This window comes from Xanthomonas rydalmerensis, from assembly GCF_033170385.1.
GTDB classification, from domain to species: domain Bacteria; phylum Pseudomonadota; class Gammaproteobacteria; order Xanthomonadales; family Xanthomonadaceae; genus Xanthomonas_A; species Xanthomonas_A rydalmerensis.
Genome location: NZ_CP126170.1, coordinates 1956466 through 1973667 on the forward strand (window position 1 = coordinate 1956466; position 17202 = coordinate 1973667).

13 protein-coding genes and 1 tRNA gene are annotated in these 17202 nt (G+C 66.3%); 12 read left to right on the forward strand and 2 right to left on the reverse strand.

What is annotated here, in order from left to right:
• Positions 1 to 90 precede the first annotated feature (90 nt).
• Together QN245_RS08095 and QN245_RS08100 are read right to left on the reverse strand one after the other, a co-directional pair.
• A complete protein-coding gene (locus QN245_RS08095) occupies positions 91 to 2667 on the reverse strand; it encodes a hypothetical protein (protein ID WP_317845017.1) in 2577 nt (858 codons plus the stop codon).
• Between the two features lie 617 nt (positions 2668 to 3284).
• Complete coding sequence (locus QN245_RS08100) at positions 3285 to 4352, reverse strand: LacI family DNA-binding transcriptional regulator (protein ID WP_317845018.1); 1068 nt, start codon at positions 4350 to 4352, stop codon at positions 3285 to 3287.
• A 328-nt stretch (positions 4353 to 4680) separates the two neighbouring features.
• Here QN245_RS08100 and thrS point away from each other — a divergent pair, with 328 nt between their 5' ends.
• The 12 genes from thrS to QN245_RS08160 all read left to right on the forward strand — a co-directional run bounded on the left by thrS (position 4681) and on the right by QN245_RS08160 (position 17130).
• On the forward strand, positions 4681 to 6585 hold the full coding sequence (gene thrS, locus QN245_RS08105) for a threonine--tRNA ligase (protein WP_017911219.1): 1905 nt from the start codon (positions 4681 to 4683) through the stop codon (positions 6583 to 6585).
• A gap of 48 nt (positions 6586 to 6633) precedes the next feature.
• Positions 6634 to 7173, forward strand: a complete 540-nt coding sequence (infC, locus tag QN245_RS08110; RefSeq protein WP_081613216.1) for a translation initiation factor IF-3 — start codon at positions 6634 to 6636, stop codon at positions 7171 to 7173.
• Between the two features lie 375 nt (positions 7174 to 7548).
• Positions 7549 to 7746, forward strand: coding sequence for a 50S ribosomal protein L35 (gene rpmI, locus QN245_RS08115; protein ID WP_010342861.1), 198 nt, complete (start codon positions 7549 to 7551; stop codon positions 7744 to 7746).
• A 10-nt stretch (positions 7747 to 7756) separates the two neighbouring features.
• On the forward strand, positions 7757 to 8116 hold the full coding sequence (rplT, locus tag QN245_RS08120) for a 50S ribosomal protein L20 (protein ID WP_010342859.1): 360 nt from the start codon (positions 7757 to 7759) through the stop codon (positions 8114 to 8116).
• Positions 8117 to 8318: 202 nt separating this feature from the next.
• Positions 8319 to 9314, forward strand: a complete 996-nt coding sequence (gene pheS, locus QN245_RS08125) for a phenylalanine--tRNA ligase subunit alpha (RefSeq protein WP_160967335.1) — start codon at positions 8319 to 8321, stop codon at positions 9312 to 9314.
• A gap of 119 nt (positions 9315 to 9433) precedes the next feature.
• On the forward strand, positions 9434 to 11812 hold the full coding sequence (gene pheT, locus QN245_RS08130) for a phenylalanine--tRNA ligase subunit beta (protein ID WP_317845019.1): 2379 nt from the start codon (positions 9434 to 9436) through the stop codon (positions 11810 to 11812).
• A 23-nt stretch (positions 11813 to 11835) separates the two neighbouring features.
• On the forward strand, positions 11836 to 12135 hold the full coding sequence (locus QN245_RS08135; RefSeq protein WP_003466661.1) for an integration host factor subunit alpha: 300 nt from the start codon (positions 11836 to 11838) through the stop codon (positions 12133 to 12135).
• On the forward strand, positions 12116 to 12472 hold the full coding sequence (locus QN245_RS08140; RefSeq protein ID WP_009597860.1) for a MerR family transcriptional regulator: 357 nt from the start codon (positions 12116 to 12118) through the stop codon (positions 12470 to 12472). The genes QN245_RS08135 and QN245_RS08140 overlap by 20 nt, the downstream gene beginning before the upstream one ends.
• A 104-nt stretch (positions 12473 to 12576) precedes the next feature.
• A tRNA-Pro gene (locus tag QN245_RS08145) sits at positions 12577 to 12653 on the forward strand.
• A gap of 581 nt (positions 12654 to 13234) precedes the next feature.
• The gene (locus tag QN245_RS08150; protein ID WP_048489932.1) at positions 13235 to 13927 is read left to right on the forward strand and encodes a polysaccharide biosynthesis/export family protein; all 693 of its coding nucleotides are present in this window, start codon (positions 13235 to 13237) and stop codon (positions 13925 to 13927) included.
• Positions 13909 to 15360 (forward strand): GumC family protein, encoded by a 1452-nt coding sequence (locus QN245_RS08155; RefSeq protein ID WP_317845330.1) that lies wholly within the window; start codon positions 13909 to 13911, stop codon positions 15358 to 15360. Before QN245_RS08150 ends, QN245_RS08155 begins: the two co-directional genes overlap by 19 nt.
• A 309-nt stretch (positions 15361 to 15669) precedes the next feature.
• Positions 15670 to 17130 (forward strand): undecaprenyl-phosphate glucose phosphotransferase, encoded by a 1461-nt coding sequence (locus QN245_RS08160; protein ID WP_160967341.1) that lies wholly within the window; start codon positions 15670 to 15672, stop codon positions 17128 to 17130.
• Positions 17131 to 17202 lie beyond the last annotated feature (72 nt).

Genomic DNA, 17202 nt, shown 5'->3' on the forward strand with positions numbered 1-17202 from the left:
GGTTTTTGTGCGGTTCCTTGACCCGTCTTGAATCGCTTGATGCCTTTCCCTTGGAAGATGGCTGTTCCGCGAATGCGATCCGTCAGTGCTTCAGGGCTCGATGTGTTGTGGTTGCACGGTAGTCCCCGTCGAGCCTGAAACCAGCTCCTGCGAGGCTTCGGACGGACTCGCAGGCGTGTAGTTGCACGTGCTTGGAACGCTTCCTGCGCTGTTGGTCATCGTGACGACCGAGAACGGAGCCGAAGCGTTGGATTGGTTGAAAGAGACGAGATCCACGCCAGGAACGAAATCGCCGGGAGCGTTCAATACCCAGAGATTGGAACTTGTCGGATGCTGGCGGAAACAGTGAGCGACGGTATCGCCGTGCACGACCAGCATCGGCTTGCCGATCGATCCTGCCACCGACGCCAGATTGGCGCAAATTCCCTTGTAGGGTTGCCGCCCCGTGCTGTCGGTCAGGCCGCAGGTCCAATCGACGATAGTGCCTCCGCTGCTGTTGACGTTCGTGTACGGATCGACATGGAAGGTCACCACCAGGGCGTTGAGGCCTGGATTGGACGCCATGGCTGCGCCAGCGTTGGTGATCGCGGTCAAGGTCTCCGCTTCGCGCGTCGATGCTTCTGCATTGCGAGCGGCGGCATTGGTTGCCGTGCTCGGTACGTACCCGTTGTAGGATCCGACGATGTTCAGGCCAAGGTAGAGCACGCCGTTGGAGACCCAGGTCTGGGCCAAGGCAGGCTGACCGACATTCAGGCCGTCGGTGGCGTAGCGCGGCGCGTCGAGGGACACGTTGCCGGCGAAGATGCTCCGGACCTTCGCAAACTCCTTCAACGGATCAAGCCGGGACCTTGGGGTGCGCTCCGTGTTGCAGTCGGTCCAGTCGTTGTCGCCAGGCATGAACACGAGCTGCTGATTGACGCCCCACCACGATTGCACGGTCGCGGAACGGAAGGAATCGCTGCAGGAGTCGTAGGGATTGGTTCCCGTCCCATCATACGGGCGCCCGGCGTCCCCCACGTGCAGAATGAATGGCACGTTGGCGCTGCTGCTCAATCCGGGCAGGATTGTCGAGCTGAGCAGCGTCGCGTCGGAGTCGCTGTAGGGCATGTCGCCGTAGACGGCGAACAGGACCCCGCGCACCGTGTCGGCGACATTGGTGCCGATCGCGCCGATCGGGCCGGTTGCCGACATGCCGGTGGTCGATTGCGTGGCCCACGTGGGCTTCGTTCCGTCCACCGAAACCAAAGCCTTGGCGCCGGCCGTCACGTCGTTGAACAGGAGATAGAGGTTGCCGTGATAGAACACCGGTGCGATTAAATCGGCCGTCGAATATTCGCTCCAATAGAAGCCATCGAACGGAACGTTCGCCGGATCGTCGGACACCATGAATGCGACATTGCCTGTGGTCTTGGCGTACGTGACGAACAGCTTGCCAAAGGCGGCAGTCATGCCCACCGGCTGGCTCTTGGCCGAATACTGGCAGACGTTAGTGACCCGCTGGGTTGACTGTAACGAGGCGACGCATACCTTGTTCGACTTTACATAACCGGCATACAGCACGCCGTCCAATACAGCGACCCCCGGGCTGGCGTCAAGGGTAATGGCGTCATACGATGTCACATTGAAAGTGGCACCGTCAGTCGAGCTCGCCACCATGAGACGGCGCGGGCCGGTAGTGGATGAGTAAGCCACATAGAGCGTGCCGTTGTTGACCGCCACTGCCGGCGTATCACCGATACTGACTTGCGACAGGCAATTGGGGGTGGCGTACGTCAGCCCCCGATTGGTGGATTGCGCCAGGCATAGCTGGTTGGACGACGCTGCGTACAGCGCATAGACAACGCCTTGGAAGTTGGTAACGACCGGTGCCGTTCCAGTTGCCGGGCTGAGTCCGCCGAGGCTGCGGACCGTTGGCGTCGTCCCGCGTTCGCTCAACGTCGCAACGGCCACACCTGAACCACTTGAGGTCTGGTAGAGCATCTGCAGCGTTGCCGGCCCTCGGCACAGGATCGAGTGAAGGCGGCCGGTCGTGGGGCTGAAACTTGCTCCGACGATGCTCTCGCCATCGATGCATTGCCCCTTGTATTTCCCGGGATCCCAGTCGCCCCAGGTGGCGCTGCCCATCGAACTGTTGTTGTCCATCTGCCGCACCGTGGTGATACCCGAGGTATCGGTGCCGGTCGCGCCTTGGACGCAGGCAATGCCGTGGGCGACGCGGGGGCTGGCCGTGCTCTGGCTGATCCCGACGCCGTACTGATCGAGGCCGCATTCGACCTTGGTGTAGCCCGGAGCCCAATCGCCATGACGCGCATAGCCGCGCTTGTCCGGGCCGCTCTTTGTGGTGACGTAGGCCCTGAGCGAACTGACGGATCCCGGTTGAGAGTAGGGCGCGCACAACGCAAGGTTGCCGTTGCCGGTGTCGGTAAATTCGCTCACCCCCAGCAAGGCTTCGGTAACGCCGCAAGTGGCCTTGTAGTAGCCGTAATCCCAGTCTTGAGTGATCCCGCGATTGCTGGAGGTGTTTAGGTAGGTGATGGTCGGAGGCGTATCGGCTTGAGCGACAGCCCCTTGCAACGCGACTGCGGTGGCGAACGAGACGCGGCACAGGGCATATCCCAATGCGCGCATGCGCGATCCGCTCTTGAAGAGCCTGGTGGCAAAAGTCATTTTCATTCCCCCTGAAATGGAATTGCACATCCGAGCGGAGCATCCGAGCAGATGGACTGTATAGCGCGGACCGGCGGGCCTGCCGTAGACAGCGGGGCGGCACAGTCGATGGCGATGGCCGAGGTGTTGACGAGCGGCGACAACAGGCCGTGCACGGATGAGTTCCGTACCGGGGCGGTGAAGCAGATGATCGCGTGCGGCTTCGGCGTTGTGGACGTCGCCTTTCGCATCGGTGCCCCCCACACACGCTGTACGGCTGGGTGCAGGCAGCGAAGAAAGGCGGCGGCCGGCGCCTGCGCCGAGCGACTCGGCCGAGATCCGTCGGCTCCAGGCCTAGCTGCAGCGGGTGACCGAGGAGCACGACATCCTGCAGTCCCGTCTCTGGCGCGACGGGTTCGACGGCAGTGCTCTCTAGGTCGCCGATGTCCTTCGCGCCGAGGTGCCGGAGCACGGCGTGTGCGTGTTCCTGTCCGATGCGCCGATCGTGCGCCCGGACCTGCGCGCGCGGCTGCGCTGGCTGATGGCGGCCAAGGGCGGGGTCGCGCCGACGCCGTGAACGCAGCGTCGCTGATCGACGTCAGCGCGCCACCCGCCCGCGCGTCAGCGCCCAGCAGGGCTCAGTTGCGCAGCAGCGAGGAACCGCGCAGCGCCAGCGTCACCGGCAGGGTGCGGCTGCTCACCGGCTGCCCGGCGATCTGCGCCAGCAAGGTGTCCACCAGCACCGCACCGGCCAGCTTGGTGTCCTGCTGCACCGTCGACAGCGCCGGATCGACGCTGGCGGCGACAGGAATGTCGTCGAAGCCGGCCAGGGCCACGTCCTCGGGCACGCGCAGGCCGTGCTCGCGCAAGGCTTTCAGCGCGCCGATCGCGATCAGGTCGCTGGCGGCGAACAGCGCATCGAAGCGCTCGCCGCGCCCCAGCAGGGCCAGGGCGGCGGCGTAGCCGGATTGCTCGGTAGTGATCGCATCGACCTGCAGTGCCGGCGTGGCCTCGGCGCCGGCCGCGTGCAGCGCCTGCAGATGGCCGCGGTAGCGCTCCAGGAACTCGGGGTAATGGTTGGAGGCGTCGCCGAGGAAGGCGACCCGGCGGCGGCCCTGCGCCAGCAGGTGCGCGGTGATGTCGTGCCCGCCCTGGAAGTTGTCGCTGCCGATCGACACCCCGGGTTGCCCGGGCAGCACCGCGCCCCAGCGCACGAAATGGGTGCCCTGGTCGACCAGATGCTGCAGCCGTTGCTGCGCCTGCAGGTAGTCGCCGTAGCCGAGCAGGATCAGCCCGTCGGCCTTCTGGCTGTCGCCGTAGTCGGCCCGCCAGTTGTCCGACAACTGCTGGAACGACACCAGCAGGTCGTAGCCATGGCGGGCGCAGGCGCGGGTGATCGAGCCCAGCATCGAGTGGAAGAACGGGTTGATCAGCGAGTCGTCGGTGGTCGGATCTTCGAAGAACAGCAGCGCCAGGGTGCCGGCATTGCGCAGGCGCAGGCTGGAGGCGTGCTTGTCGACCTTGTAGTTCAGCTCGCGCGCGATCGCCAGGATCTTGCGCCGGGTCTGCTCGTTGACCGCCGGGCTGCCGCGCAGTGCGCGCGAGACCGTGGGTTGCGATACGCCTGCCAGGTAGGCGATGTCCAGCGATGTGGCCTTGCCTTTGATGATGGCGCGTCCGTTGCGGAGAAAACGTGGTCGAAGCATGCCATGGCGCCTGCTGCAGCTCTTGCTGCGCTGCAGCGAGAAGGGTGGTGGCGTCCTTTCTTCGCGGGCCTCAGGCGGTTGCCAAAAGGTATCGTTTTGAAAAAGAGTGGTTTACCATCGTCCCAATCACCTGATCTGGACCTGGGTGGCCCGCGGCGACGCCGGCCGAGCGTGCGACATGAGCACTACCACCGCCCTCGCTTGAGTTCCCGCCCAAGGCTGTCCGAGCAGGCGCCCTTGTGGCGCCTTCTTTCTGTCCCGCGCCCTGCCTCGACTGCCACCACGGTGGCGTGGACGCCGTCCCCCGTTTCCCTTTTCGCCGACTCCCATGATCACGATTACGCTCCCCGACGGCAGCCGCCGCGAATTCGAACATCCCGTCAGCCCCATGGACGTGGCCCAGTCCATCGGCCCCGGCCTGGCCAAGGCCACCATCGCCGGTCAGGTCGACGGCCGCCTGGTCGACGCCTGCGACCTCATCGACCATGACGCCAGCCTGCGCCTGATTACCGCCAAGGACGCCGAGGGCGTGGAGATCATCCGCCACTCCTGCGCGCACCTGGTCGGTCACGCGGTCAAGCAGCTGTATCCCGAGGTCAAGATGGTGATCGGCCCGGTCATCGCCGAGGGCTTCTACTACGACATCTATAGCGAGCGCCCGTTCACCCCCGAGGACATGGCGGCGATCGAGAAGCGCATGCAGGAACTGATCGCGCAGGACTACGATGTGATCAAGAAGGTCACTCCGCGCGCCGAGGTGATCGAGCTGTTCAAGCAGCGCGGCGAGGACTACAAGCTGCGCCTGATCGAGGACATGCCCGACGACGTCACCGCGATGGGCCTGTACTACCACCAGGAATACGTGGACATGTGCCGCGGCCCGCACGTGCCGAACACGCGCTTCCTCAAAGCCTTCAAGCTGACCCGCATCTCCGGCGCCTACTGGCGCGGCGACGCCAAGAACGAGCAGCTGCAGCGCATCTACGGCACCGCCTGGGCCGACAAGAAGCAACTCGAGGCCTACATCCTGCGCATGGAGGAAGCCGACAAGCGCGACCACCGCAAGATCGGCAAGCAGCAGGACCTGTTCCACCTGCAGGAAGAGGGCCCGGGCCTGGTGTTCTGGCACCCGAAGGGCTGGTCGATCTGGCAGGTGGTCGAGCAGTACATGCGCAAGGTCTACCGCGACAGCGGCTACGGCGAGGTGCGTTGCCCGCAGATCCTGGACGTGTCGCTGTGGCAGAAGTCCGGCCACTGGGACAACTACCAGGACAACATGTTCTTCACCGAATCGGAGAAGCGCACCTACGCGGTCAAGCCGATGAACTGTCCGGGCCACGTGCAGGTGTTCAACCAGGGCCTGCACAGCTACCGCGACCTGCCGATCCGCTACGGCGAGTTCGGCGCCTGCCATCGCAACGAGCCGTCCGGCGCGCTGCACGGCATCCTGCGCGTGCGCGGTTTCACCCAGGACGACGGCCACATCTTCTGCACCGAGCAGCAGATCGAGGCCGAGGTCACCGCCTTCCACCAGCAGGCGCTGAAGGTGTACGGCGACTTCGGCTTCGACGACATCCAGATCAAGATCGCCTTGCGCCCGGAAAAGCGCCTCGGCGACGACGCCACCTGGGACAAGGCCGAGGCCGCGCTGCGCGCCGCGCTCGGCGCCTGCGGGGTGGAGTGGCAGGAACTGCCGGGCGAGGGCGCCTTCTACGGCCCGAAGATCGAGTACCACCTGAAGGACGCGATCGGCCGCACCTGGCAGCTCGGCACCATGCAGGTGGATTTCATGATGCCCGGCCGCCTCGGCGCCGAGTACGTGGACGAGCACAGCCAGAAGAAGCATCCGGTCATGCTGCACCGGGCCATCGTCGGCTCGATGGAGCGGTTCATCGGCATCCTGATCGAGCACCATGCCGGCATGTTCCCGGCCTGGCTGGCGCCGGTGCAGGCCGTGGTCATGAACATCACCGACGCGCAGGCAGACTATGTAGACAACGTGCGGAAACTCCTTGCAAATCAAGGCTTCCGCATCGAGGCCGATTTGCGGAACGAAAAAATCGGTTATAAGATTCGCGAACACACGCTGCAGCGGGTGCCGTACCTGTTGGTCGCAGGTGACCGCGAGACGGAAAACGGCGCGATTGCGGTCCGTACGCGATCGGGGGAGGATCTGGGCACCATGTCGGTCGCCGCCTTCGCCGAACGGCTGCGCGCCGAGCAGTTGGCGTGACACCACCCTGGCGCGGACGGAGCCTCCGTCCGCACCAGTCCGATTCCCCTGGGAGATTGCAACATCAGTACCCCTGACAACAAACAGAACCGCAAGAACCAAGAGATCCGCGTGCCGCGCGTGCGCGTGATCGGCGCGGACGGCGAGATGGTCGGCGTGTTGACCCGCGACGAAGCGCTGGCGCTGGCCGAAGAGGACGGACTCGACCTGGTCGAGATCCAGCCGCAGGCCGATCCGCCGGTCTGCAAGATCATGGACTTCGGCAAGTTCAAGTTCGAGCAGCAGAAAAAGGCCAACGAAGCCAAGAAGAAGACCAAGCAGGTCGAGATCAAGGAAATCAAGTTCCGTCCGGTCACGGACGAAGGCGATTACCAGATCAAGCTGCGCAACATGCGCCGCTTCATCGAGGAAGGCGACAAGGTCAAGGTCAACATCCGCTTCCGCGGTCGCGAGATGAGCCATCAGGAGCTCGGCCGCGAAATGGCCGCGCGGATCGAGGCCGATCTGGGCGAAGACATCGTCATCGAATCGCGTCCGCGCCTGGAAGGCCGGCAGATGGTGATGATGATCGCGCCGAAGAAGCGCTGACGCAGGCCAGGATCGCGCGCCCCGCCCAACGCGGGCGCGCGACCAACCGGGCGCCCACGGCGCCCACTGGCATCGTAATCCCGGCGTTTTTGCCCCGACGCAGGCTGCGTGGTTGCGTCGTGCGCGCCGTTTCCGATGCTCCATTCCCGGAATCCCGGCGTGCCAGTGCGCGCCACCCAAACTGCATGATTTGCAAGGCATTCCAAGCCCTGGCATAATGCGCGGCCCAGTTCATCGGGTTTGCCGCTCGCGCGGCAATAGGACCCGCCCGGATCCTCAGTGGATCAAGGGCTTACAAGCAGGTAAGGGCACGGACGGAAAGTGTGGCGCAGCCACCGCCCTGACCAGTGACAAAACACCATCAAGGACATTGCAATGCCCAAGATCAAGACCAACCGGGCGGCGGCCAAGCGTTTCCGCAAGACCGCCTCCGGCAAGTACAAGGCCGGCCACGCCAACCGTAGCCACATCCTCACCAAGAAAGCGACCAAGCGGAAGCGCAACCTGCGGCAGACGAACCACGTCCGTGCCGAGGACGCAGGCCGTCTTGACCGTATGCTTCCCTACCTCTGAGGACTGAACCATGGCTCGAGTCAAGCGTGGCGTCCAGGCGCGCCGCCGTCACAAGAAAGTTCTGAACCTCGCCAAGGGCTATTACAACGCCCGTCGCAAGGTCTTCCGCGTCGCCAAGCAGGCGGTGATCAAGGCGCAGCAGTACGCCTACATCGGCCGCAAGCAGAAGAAGCGCAATTTCCGTTCGCTGTGGATCACCCGCATCAATGCGGCGGCCCGCATCAACGGCATGAGCTACAGCCGTTTCATGAACGGCCTGCTCAAGGCTGGCATCACCCTCGACCGCAAGGTGCTGGCGGACATCGCCGTGCACGACGCGCAGGGCTTTGCCGCCCTGGCGGAGAAGGCGAAGGGCGCGCTGGCGGCATAAGTGCGAGTCCCCGCAGAAACCCGCACGTCCATGTGCGGGTGTTCGGCGGGAGCAATCGCAGTCATGCAGGGGAAGGGCGCAAGTCCTTCCCCTTTTGCGTTTTTGGGCGTCCCGGCGACGGGGCGCCTGCCGGGTAGGGAGGTTCCGCATCGGCGGGACACGGTGACCACGGGTTCGGCCGGAGCAGTGAGGCGCGAGTGCAATGAGTGAGATCGATTCCCTGAGCGGGCAGGCGCTGGCGGACATCGCCGCGGCGCAGAGTCCGGAGGCGCTGGAGCAACTGCGGGTCGCGCTGCTCGGCAAGAGCGGCAGCATCACCGCCCAGCTCAAGCAGCTCGGCGCGCTGGCGCCGGAGCAGCGCAAGCTGGCCGGCGAGGCGATCAATCGCGCGCGCGACACGGTATCCGCCGCGCTGGCCGAGCGCCGCGCGCTGCTGGAAACCGCGGCCCTGGACGCACGCCTGGCCGCCGAGCGCATCGACGTGACCCTGCCGGGCCGGCGCGGCGAACGCGGCGGGCTGCATCCGGTCACCCGCACCCTGGAGCGCATCACCGAGATCTTCGCGCGGCTGGGCTACGAACTGTCCGACGGCCCCGAGATCGAGGACGACTGGCACAACTTCGAGGCGCTGAACTTCCCGCCGCACCACCCGGCGCGGGCGATGCACGACACCTTCTATTTCGGCGATGGCCGCCTGCTGCGCACCCATACCTCGGGCGTGCAGGTGCGCTACATGGGTGAGCATGCGCCGCCGCTGCGCATGATCGCCGCCGGCAAGGTCTACCGCAGCGACAGCGACCAGACCCATTCGCCGATGTTCCACCAGGTCGAAGGCCTGCTGGTCGACGAGCACGCGACCTTCGCCGACCTTAAGGGCACCCTGGCCGAGTTCGTGCGCGCGTTCTTCGAGCGCGATTTCCAGATGCGCTTCCGTCCCAGCTACTTCCCCTTCGTCGAACCCGGCGCCGAGGTCGACATCGCCTGGCAGCAGCCCGACGGCAGCACCCGCTGGCTGGAGGTGCTCGGCTGCGGCATGGTGCACCCGAACGTGCTGCGCAACGTCGGCATCGACCCGGAGCGCTACACCGGCTTCGCCTTCGGCATGGGCGTGGAGCGCTTCGCGATGCTGCGCTACGGCGTCAACGACCTGCGCGCCTTCTTCGAGAACGACGTGCGGTTCCTGCGGCAGTTCGCTTGAGGGCGGGGATTCGGGATTCGGGAGTGGGGATTCGCGAAAGCGGGTCCACGCGGCTTCCGGATCTCGCTTGACCCGCTCTTACGAATCCCCACTCCCGAATCCCCAATCCCGGCTCCCCAATGAAATTCAGCGAAAACTGGCTGCGTAGCCACGTTCCGACCCAGGCCACGCGCGAGCAGCTTGTGGCCACCCTGACCGCGATCGGCCTGGAGGTCGAGGAGGTCGTGTCGCTCGGCGACGGCCTGCAGCAGGTGGTGGTGGCGCGGATCGTCGAGGCCGCGCCGCATCCCGAAGCCGACCGGCTGCAGGTGTGCCGGGTCGATGCCGGGCAGGGCGAGCTGCTGCAGATCGTCTGCGGCGCGCCCAATGCGCGCGCCGGACTGGTTGCGCCGTTGGCGCTGGTCGGCGCCCAGGTCGGCGGCATCGCGATCAAGCCTGCCAAGCTGCGCGGGGTCGAATCCAACGGCATGCTCTGCTCGGCCAAGGAACTATGCCTGGACAGCGACGCGTCGGGCCTGTTCGAACTGCCCGACGATGCGCCGATCGGCCAGGCGCTGACCGAGTATCTGGGCCTGCCCGACGCCAGCATCGAGATCAAGCTCACCCCCAACCGTGCCGACTGCTTCGGCGTGCGCGGCATCGCCTACGACGTGGCCGCGGCCTGCGGCAGCGACGTGCTGCCGCTGGTGGTGGCGCCGGCCGCGGTGAGCAGCGAGCGCACGCTGCCGGTCGCGCTGGCGGCGGGCGCCGACGCGCCGCGTTACTGCGGCCGCGTGGTCGAGGACCTGGATGCGGCGGCGAAGACGCCGCTGTGGATGGCCGAGCGCCTGCGCCGCAGCGGCGTGCGTCCGGTCTCGCTGCTGGTGGACATCACCCAGTACGTGATGCTGGAACTGGGCCAGCCGATGCATGCGTTCGACCTGGACACGTTGCAGGGCCCGGTCGGTGTGCGTCACGCGCGCGCCGGCGAGACCCTGACCTTGCTCGATGGCCGCGAGGCCGCGCTGGATCCGGGGTTCCTGCTGGTCACCGATGCCGATCGGCCGGTGGCGCTGGCTGGGTTGATGGGCGGCCAGGCCACCCGTGTCACCGAGACCACCCGGCACGTGTTCCTGGAGGCCGCGCATTTCGCCCCGGCGGCGATCATGGGCCGCGGCCGCAAGCTCGGCCTGCACACCGATGCCGGTCACCGTTTCGAGCGCGGCGTGGACCCGGCATTGCCGCGGCAGGCGCTGGAGTTGGCCACGCGGTTGGTGCTGGAACTGGCCGGCGGACGTGCCGGCCCGGTGGTCGAGGCCGAGTTGCCGGAGTTCCTGCCGACGCCAGCGCCGATCGCGCTGCGCCGCGCGCGCATCCTGCGCGTGCTCGGCATCGAGATCGCCGATGCCGACGTGGAGCGCATCCTGCGCGCGCTGGGCATGGACGTGGCCGCTTCGGCCGATGGCTGGCAGGTCACCGCGCCGAGCCGTCGCTTCGACATCGCGCTGGAAGAGGACCTGATCGAGGAACTGGCGCGCATCCACGGCTACGACCGCCTGCCGACCACCTTGCCCGGCGGCGCCACCCGCATCGCCATGGATAGCGAGATCCAACTGGACGAGCGCAGCGTGCGCCGCCAGTTGCTGGCGCGCGATCTGCTCGAAACCATCAACTACGCCTTCGTCGATGCCGTGCTGCTGGATCAGTGGGGCCTGCACGACGGGCGCGTGGCCCTGGCCAATCCGCTCAGCGCCGAGCTGGCGGTGATGCGCCCGTCGCTGTTGCCGGGGCTGGTCGCCGCGCTGGGCCGCAACGTCGCGCGCCAGGCCGGGCGCGTGCGCCTGTTCGAGCTGGGCAAGGTGTTCGCCGCGACGGCGGAGGCCGGCACGGCGCCGACCGAGACCCAGCGCGTGGCGGCGGCCGTGTGCGGCGATGCCGACGCCCTGCAGTGGGGCCTGCCGGCACGCAAGGTGGATTTCCACGACCTCAAGGGCGACCTGGACGCATTGGCCGCGGCCTCCGGCGCGCGCCTGGACTACCGTGCGTCGACGCCCCCGTTCGCGCACCCGACCCGTTCGGCCGACGTCTATCGCGACGAGACCCGGATCGGCTGGATCGGCCAGTTACACCCGCGGCTGCTGCAGGCGATGCAGATCGACGTGGACGTGCTGGCGTTCGAGCTGGACCTGGCGCCGCTGGCCGCGCGCGCCCTGCCGCGCGCCGCCGAGCTGTCGCGGTTCCCGTCGGTGCGTCGCGATCTGGCCTTCGTGGTGCCGGACGCGGTGAGCTGGGCGGCGCTGGCGCGCAGCGTGCGTGCGGCGGTGGGGCCCTTGCTGCGCGAGGTGGTGCTGTTCGACCGCTACGTCGGCGCGGGGGTCGAGGCTGGTTGCAAGAGTCTCGCTATGGGCTTGATTTTGCAGGACAACACGCGCACTCTGACAGACCGCGACGTGGAGGCGGTGGTCGCCGATGCCGTGGCCGCGCTGGCGCGCGAACACGACGCGCGGATGCGTGGTTGAGACGTACAGGGGATAGCAGGGCAATGGCGTTGACCAAAGCGGAAATGGCCGAGCGGTTGTTCGACGAAGTCGGGCTGAACAAGCGCGAGGCCAAGGAATTCGTCGATGCGTTCTTCGACGTGCTGCGCGATGCGCTCGAGCAGGGGCGGCAGGTGAAGTTGTCCGGTTTCGGCAACTTCGACCTGCGCCGCAAGAACCAACGGCCCGGCCGCAATCCCAAGACCGGCGAAGAGATCCCGATTTCGGCGCGGACGGTGGTGACCTTCCGTCCTGGACAGAAGCTCAAGGAGCGAGTGGAGGCTTATGCTGGACCCGGGCAGTAACCGCGAACTTCCGCCGATTCCGGCCAAGCGCTACTTCACCATCGGTGAGGTCAGCGAGCTGTGCGACGTCAAGCCGCACGTGCTGCGCTACTGGGAAACCGAATTCCCCAGCCTGGAACCGGTCAAGCGGCGCGGCAACCGACGCTACTACCAGCGCCACGACGTGCTGATGGTGCGGCAGATCCGCAGCCTGCTGTACGAACAGGGCTACACCATCGGCGGTGCGCGGCTGCGCCTGGAAGGCGAGGGTGCCCGCCAGGAATCGGCGCTGAGCAACCAGATCATCAAGCAGGTGCGGCAGGAGCTGGAAGAAGTCCTGCAGTTGCTGCGGCGGTGAGGTGGCGCGGCGCTCGCTGACGCTAGGAATGGCCGCCGCAAACCCGCTATAATCGCCAACTCGCCGCAAGGCGGGTCCGCCATGACGGCGGAGACGCAACACACCGGGGTATAGCGCAGCCTGGTAGCGCACTAGTCTGGGGGACTAGTGGTCGTCGGTTCGAATCCGGCTACCCCGACCATCTTTCGAAGGCCCATGTCCATGACATGGGCCTTTTTGTTTTGGTCGCGAGGAAGGCTGGGGCTGGCTGGAGAGCTGATCGGGATGCGGCGTTTGGACGCCCGGCGCGCATGCCGGTTGCGTGTCGGGGTCGCCACACGTGGCGATCTGTAACGCCGCGAGGGGCGGCGAGCACGTCGCCGTAGACAAAAAGCGCCGGAGTGCGCCGTTCCAGCGCCGCGCCGTCGCCCAGCCGGAACGGAAAGCCCCGTCAGAACTGGGAGCAATGCAGCGTCAATGCATTGACATTGGTCACGTTAACACCGCGTCGATGGAACGTTCACGGGCCCTTGCCAGGCTGAATCGCCGGACATGTAGTTGAACCTTGCTGTTACTGCGTCAAAAAAATGTCGGGTAACGCCTTGGTGACGGCAGATGCCTGTGCCATAGTGCGTTGCAACACGAAGCTTCGCTGTTGGCCAGGGCCGTTCGTCCCAGGCAGGAATTGACACCGTGATCATTCTCCGGCCGGGAGGGAACCCTGGCCGGCTGGACGAGTGCGGCGCTTCGAAAACCATTCGACAGAGGGCATCAGCATCGCGCATGGGTAAACTCTCCGTGACCTTCCATTGGGCGCTGGCCCTTTTCTGCCTGGCGCTGCTGTCGGCATGCAACAGCGGGCCGGCGATGCGTTCGGACCTGCCGCCGGGCGATCCGCTTGCCGCGTCCATGGGCAAGCCGGAATACCTGCTCGGCCCGGGCGACCTGCTCACGGTCAAGGTGTTCCAGGTCGACGATCTGGAGCGCCAGGTGCGGGTCGACAACGAGGGCCGCATCTCGCTGCCGCTGATCGGCGACGTCAAGGCCGCCGGCTCCAGCGTCAATGCGCTGCAGAAGGAGATCGCCGACCGCTACCGCAACGGTTATCTGCAGAACCCGCAGGTGTCGGTGCTGGTGGACGAGTTCACCGGCAACCGGGTCACGGTCACCGGTGCGGTCAGCGAGCCGGGCATCTATCCCATCCAGGGCTCCGCGCTGACCCTGCAGCAGGCGCTGTCGCTGGGCAAGGGCGTCAGCGACGTGGCCAGCCGCGGCAACGTGGTGGTGTTCCGTACCGTCGGCGGGCAGAAGATGCTGGCCCGTTTCGATCTGCGCGATATCCAGAAGGGCGCGGCACCGGATCCGGCGATCTACGGCGGCGACATCGTGGTGGTGTACCGCTCCGATGCGCTGGTGTTGCTGCGTACCGTGGTGCAACTGACCCCGTTCGTGATGGTCTGGAGGGCCTACCGATGAGCGCCTCCACCTTGCCTCCCGCCTCCGCGTCGCGTCCGCGCCCGGTGGCCGCGCCGCTGAGCCCGGCCGACATCGGCCTGCTGGATTACTGGAATGCGCTGTACCGCCAGCGTTGGCTGATCGTCGGCATCACCGCGGCGGTGGTGCTGCTGGCGCTGCTGGTGATGTTGCTGATGACGCCCAAGTACCGTGCCACCAGCGTGCTGCAGATCGAGCGCGAATCGCTCAACGTCGCCAACGTCGCCAACCTGATGCCGGTGGAATCGCCGCAGGACCGCGACTTCTACCAGACCCAGTACGAACTGCTCGGCAGCCGTTCGCTGGCGCGGCAGGTGATCCGCGAGGCCAAGCTGACCCAGGCGCCGGCGTTCAAGCCGCTGGTCGACGAAGCCCTGGAGAAGCTGCAGGACAACGGCGACGGGCGTGCGCCGACGCCGCAGGCGCGGGCCGCCGCGGCCGAGAATGCGCTGGTTGGACCAGTGCTGGATGCCTTGACCATCGAGCCGGTCCGCGACTCACGCCTGGTGCGGATCAATTTCGATTCGCCCGATCGCGTGCTGGCCACGCGCGTGGCCAACACCTACGCCAAGATGTTCATCGCCTCGACCCAGGAACGCCGGCTGCAGGCGTCCTCGTTCGCGGCGCGCTACCTGTCCGAGCGCCTGGCGCAACTGCGCGACAAGGTCGAGGAGTCGGAGAAGAACGCGGTCGACTATTCCAGCCAGGAACAGATCGTGTCGATGGGCGAGGACAAGCCGTCGCTGCCGACGCAGAACATGAGCGAGCTGAATGTGCGCCTGGCCGCGGCGCAGGACGCGCGGATCAAGGCCGAGGCGGCTTGGCGCCAGGCCGGCATCGGCGACGGCATGGGCCTGCCGCAGGTGGTCAGCAACCCGTTGATCCAGAGCCTGCGTACCGAACAGGCCAAGCTGACCGCCGACTACCAGCAGAAGCTGGCCACGTTCCAGCCCGGCTATCCGGAAATGCAGCGCCTGCAGAACCAGATCGCCGAGACCAAGCGGCAGATCGCCGACGAGATCGCCAACATCCGCGGTGCGCTGAAGAACGACTACGAAGCGGCGCGGCAGCAGGAGACGCTGCTCGCCGACCGCATCGCCGCACTGAAGAACGACGAACTTGACCTGCAGACCCGCAGCATCCGCTACACCATGCTGCGCCGCGAGGCCGACACCAACCGCCAGCTCTACGACGCGCTGCTGCAGCGCTACAAGGAGATCGGCGTGGTCGGCAACGTGGGCACCAACAACATTTCCATCGTCGACCGCGCCGATGTGCCGGGCAAGCCGAGTTCGCCGAAGAAGCTGCTCGGCCTGGCGCTGGCCTTCGTGTTCGGTCTGTTCCTGGCGTTGGCGGTGGCGCTGGTGCGCTACTTCATCCGCGAGGCCGAAGCCGCGGCGGCGGCTTCGGCGTGATGTCGCAGCGCGATGGCGCGCCGCACCGCGCATGGCGCGAGCGCGTGCCGCAACGCACACATCGGCATCGGTTCGACGCACAGTCTTCAGTGAGGTGATACGTGGTTCAGCTAGGCAATGAGGTGCTCCATTATTTTCCAGCGCGGTTGTACGAAGACGTTCTTCTGTTGAAGTAGTCACGGGCTGCCGTGGACCTGGGGTCGGCGAGGGAGGCGCCGCAGCGGTCCATAGGCAGGCGAAATCGAGGCCCGGCGGCGTCGCATGTTCCCCCGCATGCCGATCGACCGGGTTTGGATAGGAATCCCGATCATGCTTTTGGCAGACCTGAGTAGCGCCACCTATACGACCTCCTCGCCGCGCATGCTGTCCAAGTACGCGGCCGCGGCAGACATCCTGCTGCGCGTCTCCGACCTGACCGTCATGGTCGGCGGCGCCTTGCTGACCCATCGGTTGCTGTTCGGCACCTGGATGCCGGAACCGGCGTACCGGGTGGCGATCGGCACCACCCTGCTGTACGCAGTGATCTGCTTCGCGCTGTTCCCGCTGTACCGCAGTTGGCGCGGGCGCGGCCTGCTGCGCGAAATGATGGTGTTGAGCCTGGCCTGCGGTGGCGTGTTCGCGCTGTTCGCGGTGCACGCCTTCGTCGTGCAGTTCGGCCAGCAGGTCTCGCGGCTGTGGATCGGCACCTGGTTCGTCACCAGCCTGGCGACGCTGCTGCTCTCGCGCACGGTGGTGCGCGGCGTGCTCAACCGGCTGCGCTCCGAAGGTGTGGACGTGCAGCGGGTGGTGGTGGTCGGCCTGCGCCATCCGGTGGTGAAGATCCACAACTACCTGAGCCGCAATCCCTGGGTCGGCATGCAGGTGATGGGCTACTTCAGCAGCGACTACGACCTGTCGGTGGCCGACCATCCGCAGAAGCTGCAGTGCCTGGGCGAAGGCACCGCGGACGCGCTGATCGACTACCTCGACGACCACCAGGTCGAGCAGGTGTGGATCTCGCTGCCGCTGGGCGAACGCGACCACATCAAACAACTGCTGCAGCGCATGGACCGCTATCCGATCCAGGTCCGGCTGATCCCCGACCTGTTCGACTTCGGCATGCTCAACCAGTCCGGCGACCAGATCGGCAACGTGCCGGTGATCAACCTGCGCCAGGGCGGCGTGGACCGCAACACCTACTTCGTGGTCGCCAAGGCGCTGCAGGACAAGCTGGTGGCCCTGGCCGCGCTGGCCGTGTTGTGGCCACTGATGCTGGCGATCGCGGTGGGCGTGAAGCTGAGCTCGCCGGGCCCGGTGTTCTTCCGCCAGCGCCGCCACGGCCTGGGCGGGCGCGAGTTCTACATGTACAAGTTCCGCTCCATGCGCGTGCAGCAGGAGCCCAGCGAGGTGGTGGTGCAGGCCACGCGCGGCGACAGCCGGGTGACCCGCTTCGGTGCGTTCCTGCGCCGGACCAGCCTGGACGAGCTGCCGCAACTGTTCAACGTCCTGGGCGGCAGCATGTCGGTGGTGGGGCCGCGTCCGCATGCCGCGCAGCACAACACCCACTACGAAAAGCTGATCCACCACTACATGCAGCGGCACTACGTGAAGCCGGGCATCACCGGCTGGGCGCAGGTCAACGGCTTCCGCGGCGAGACGCCGGAGCTGCGCACGATGAAGAAGCGCATCCAGTACGACCTCGACTACATCCGCCGTTGGTCGTTGTGGCTGGACACGCGGATCATCGTGCTGACCGCGTTCAAGGTGCTCGGGCAGAAGACCGCCTACTGATGCGCCCGATGCGTCTTCTTCCCGCCGACCGTGAGCAGCGCCGGCGTCGCCGCCGCGTCGCTGTCGTTTCTG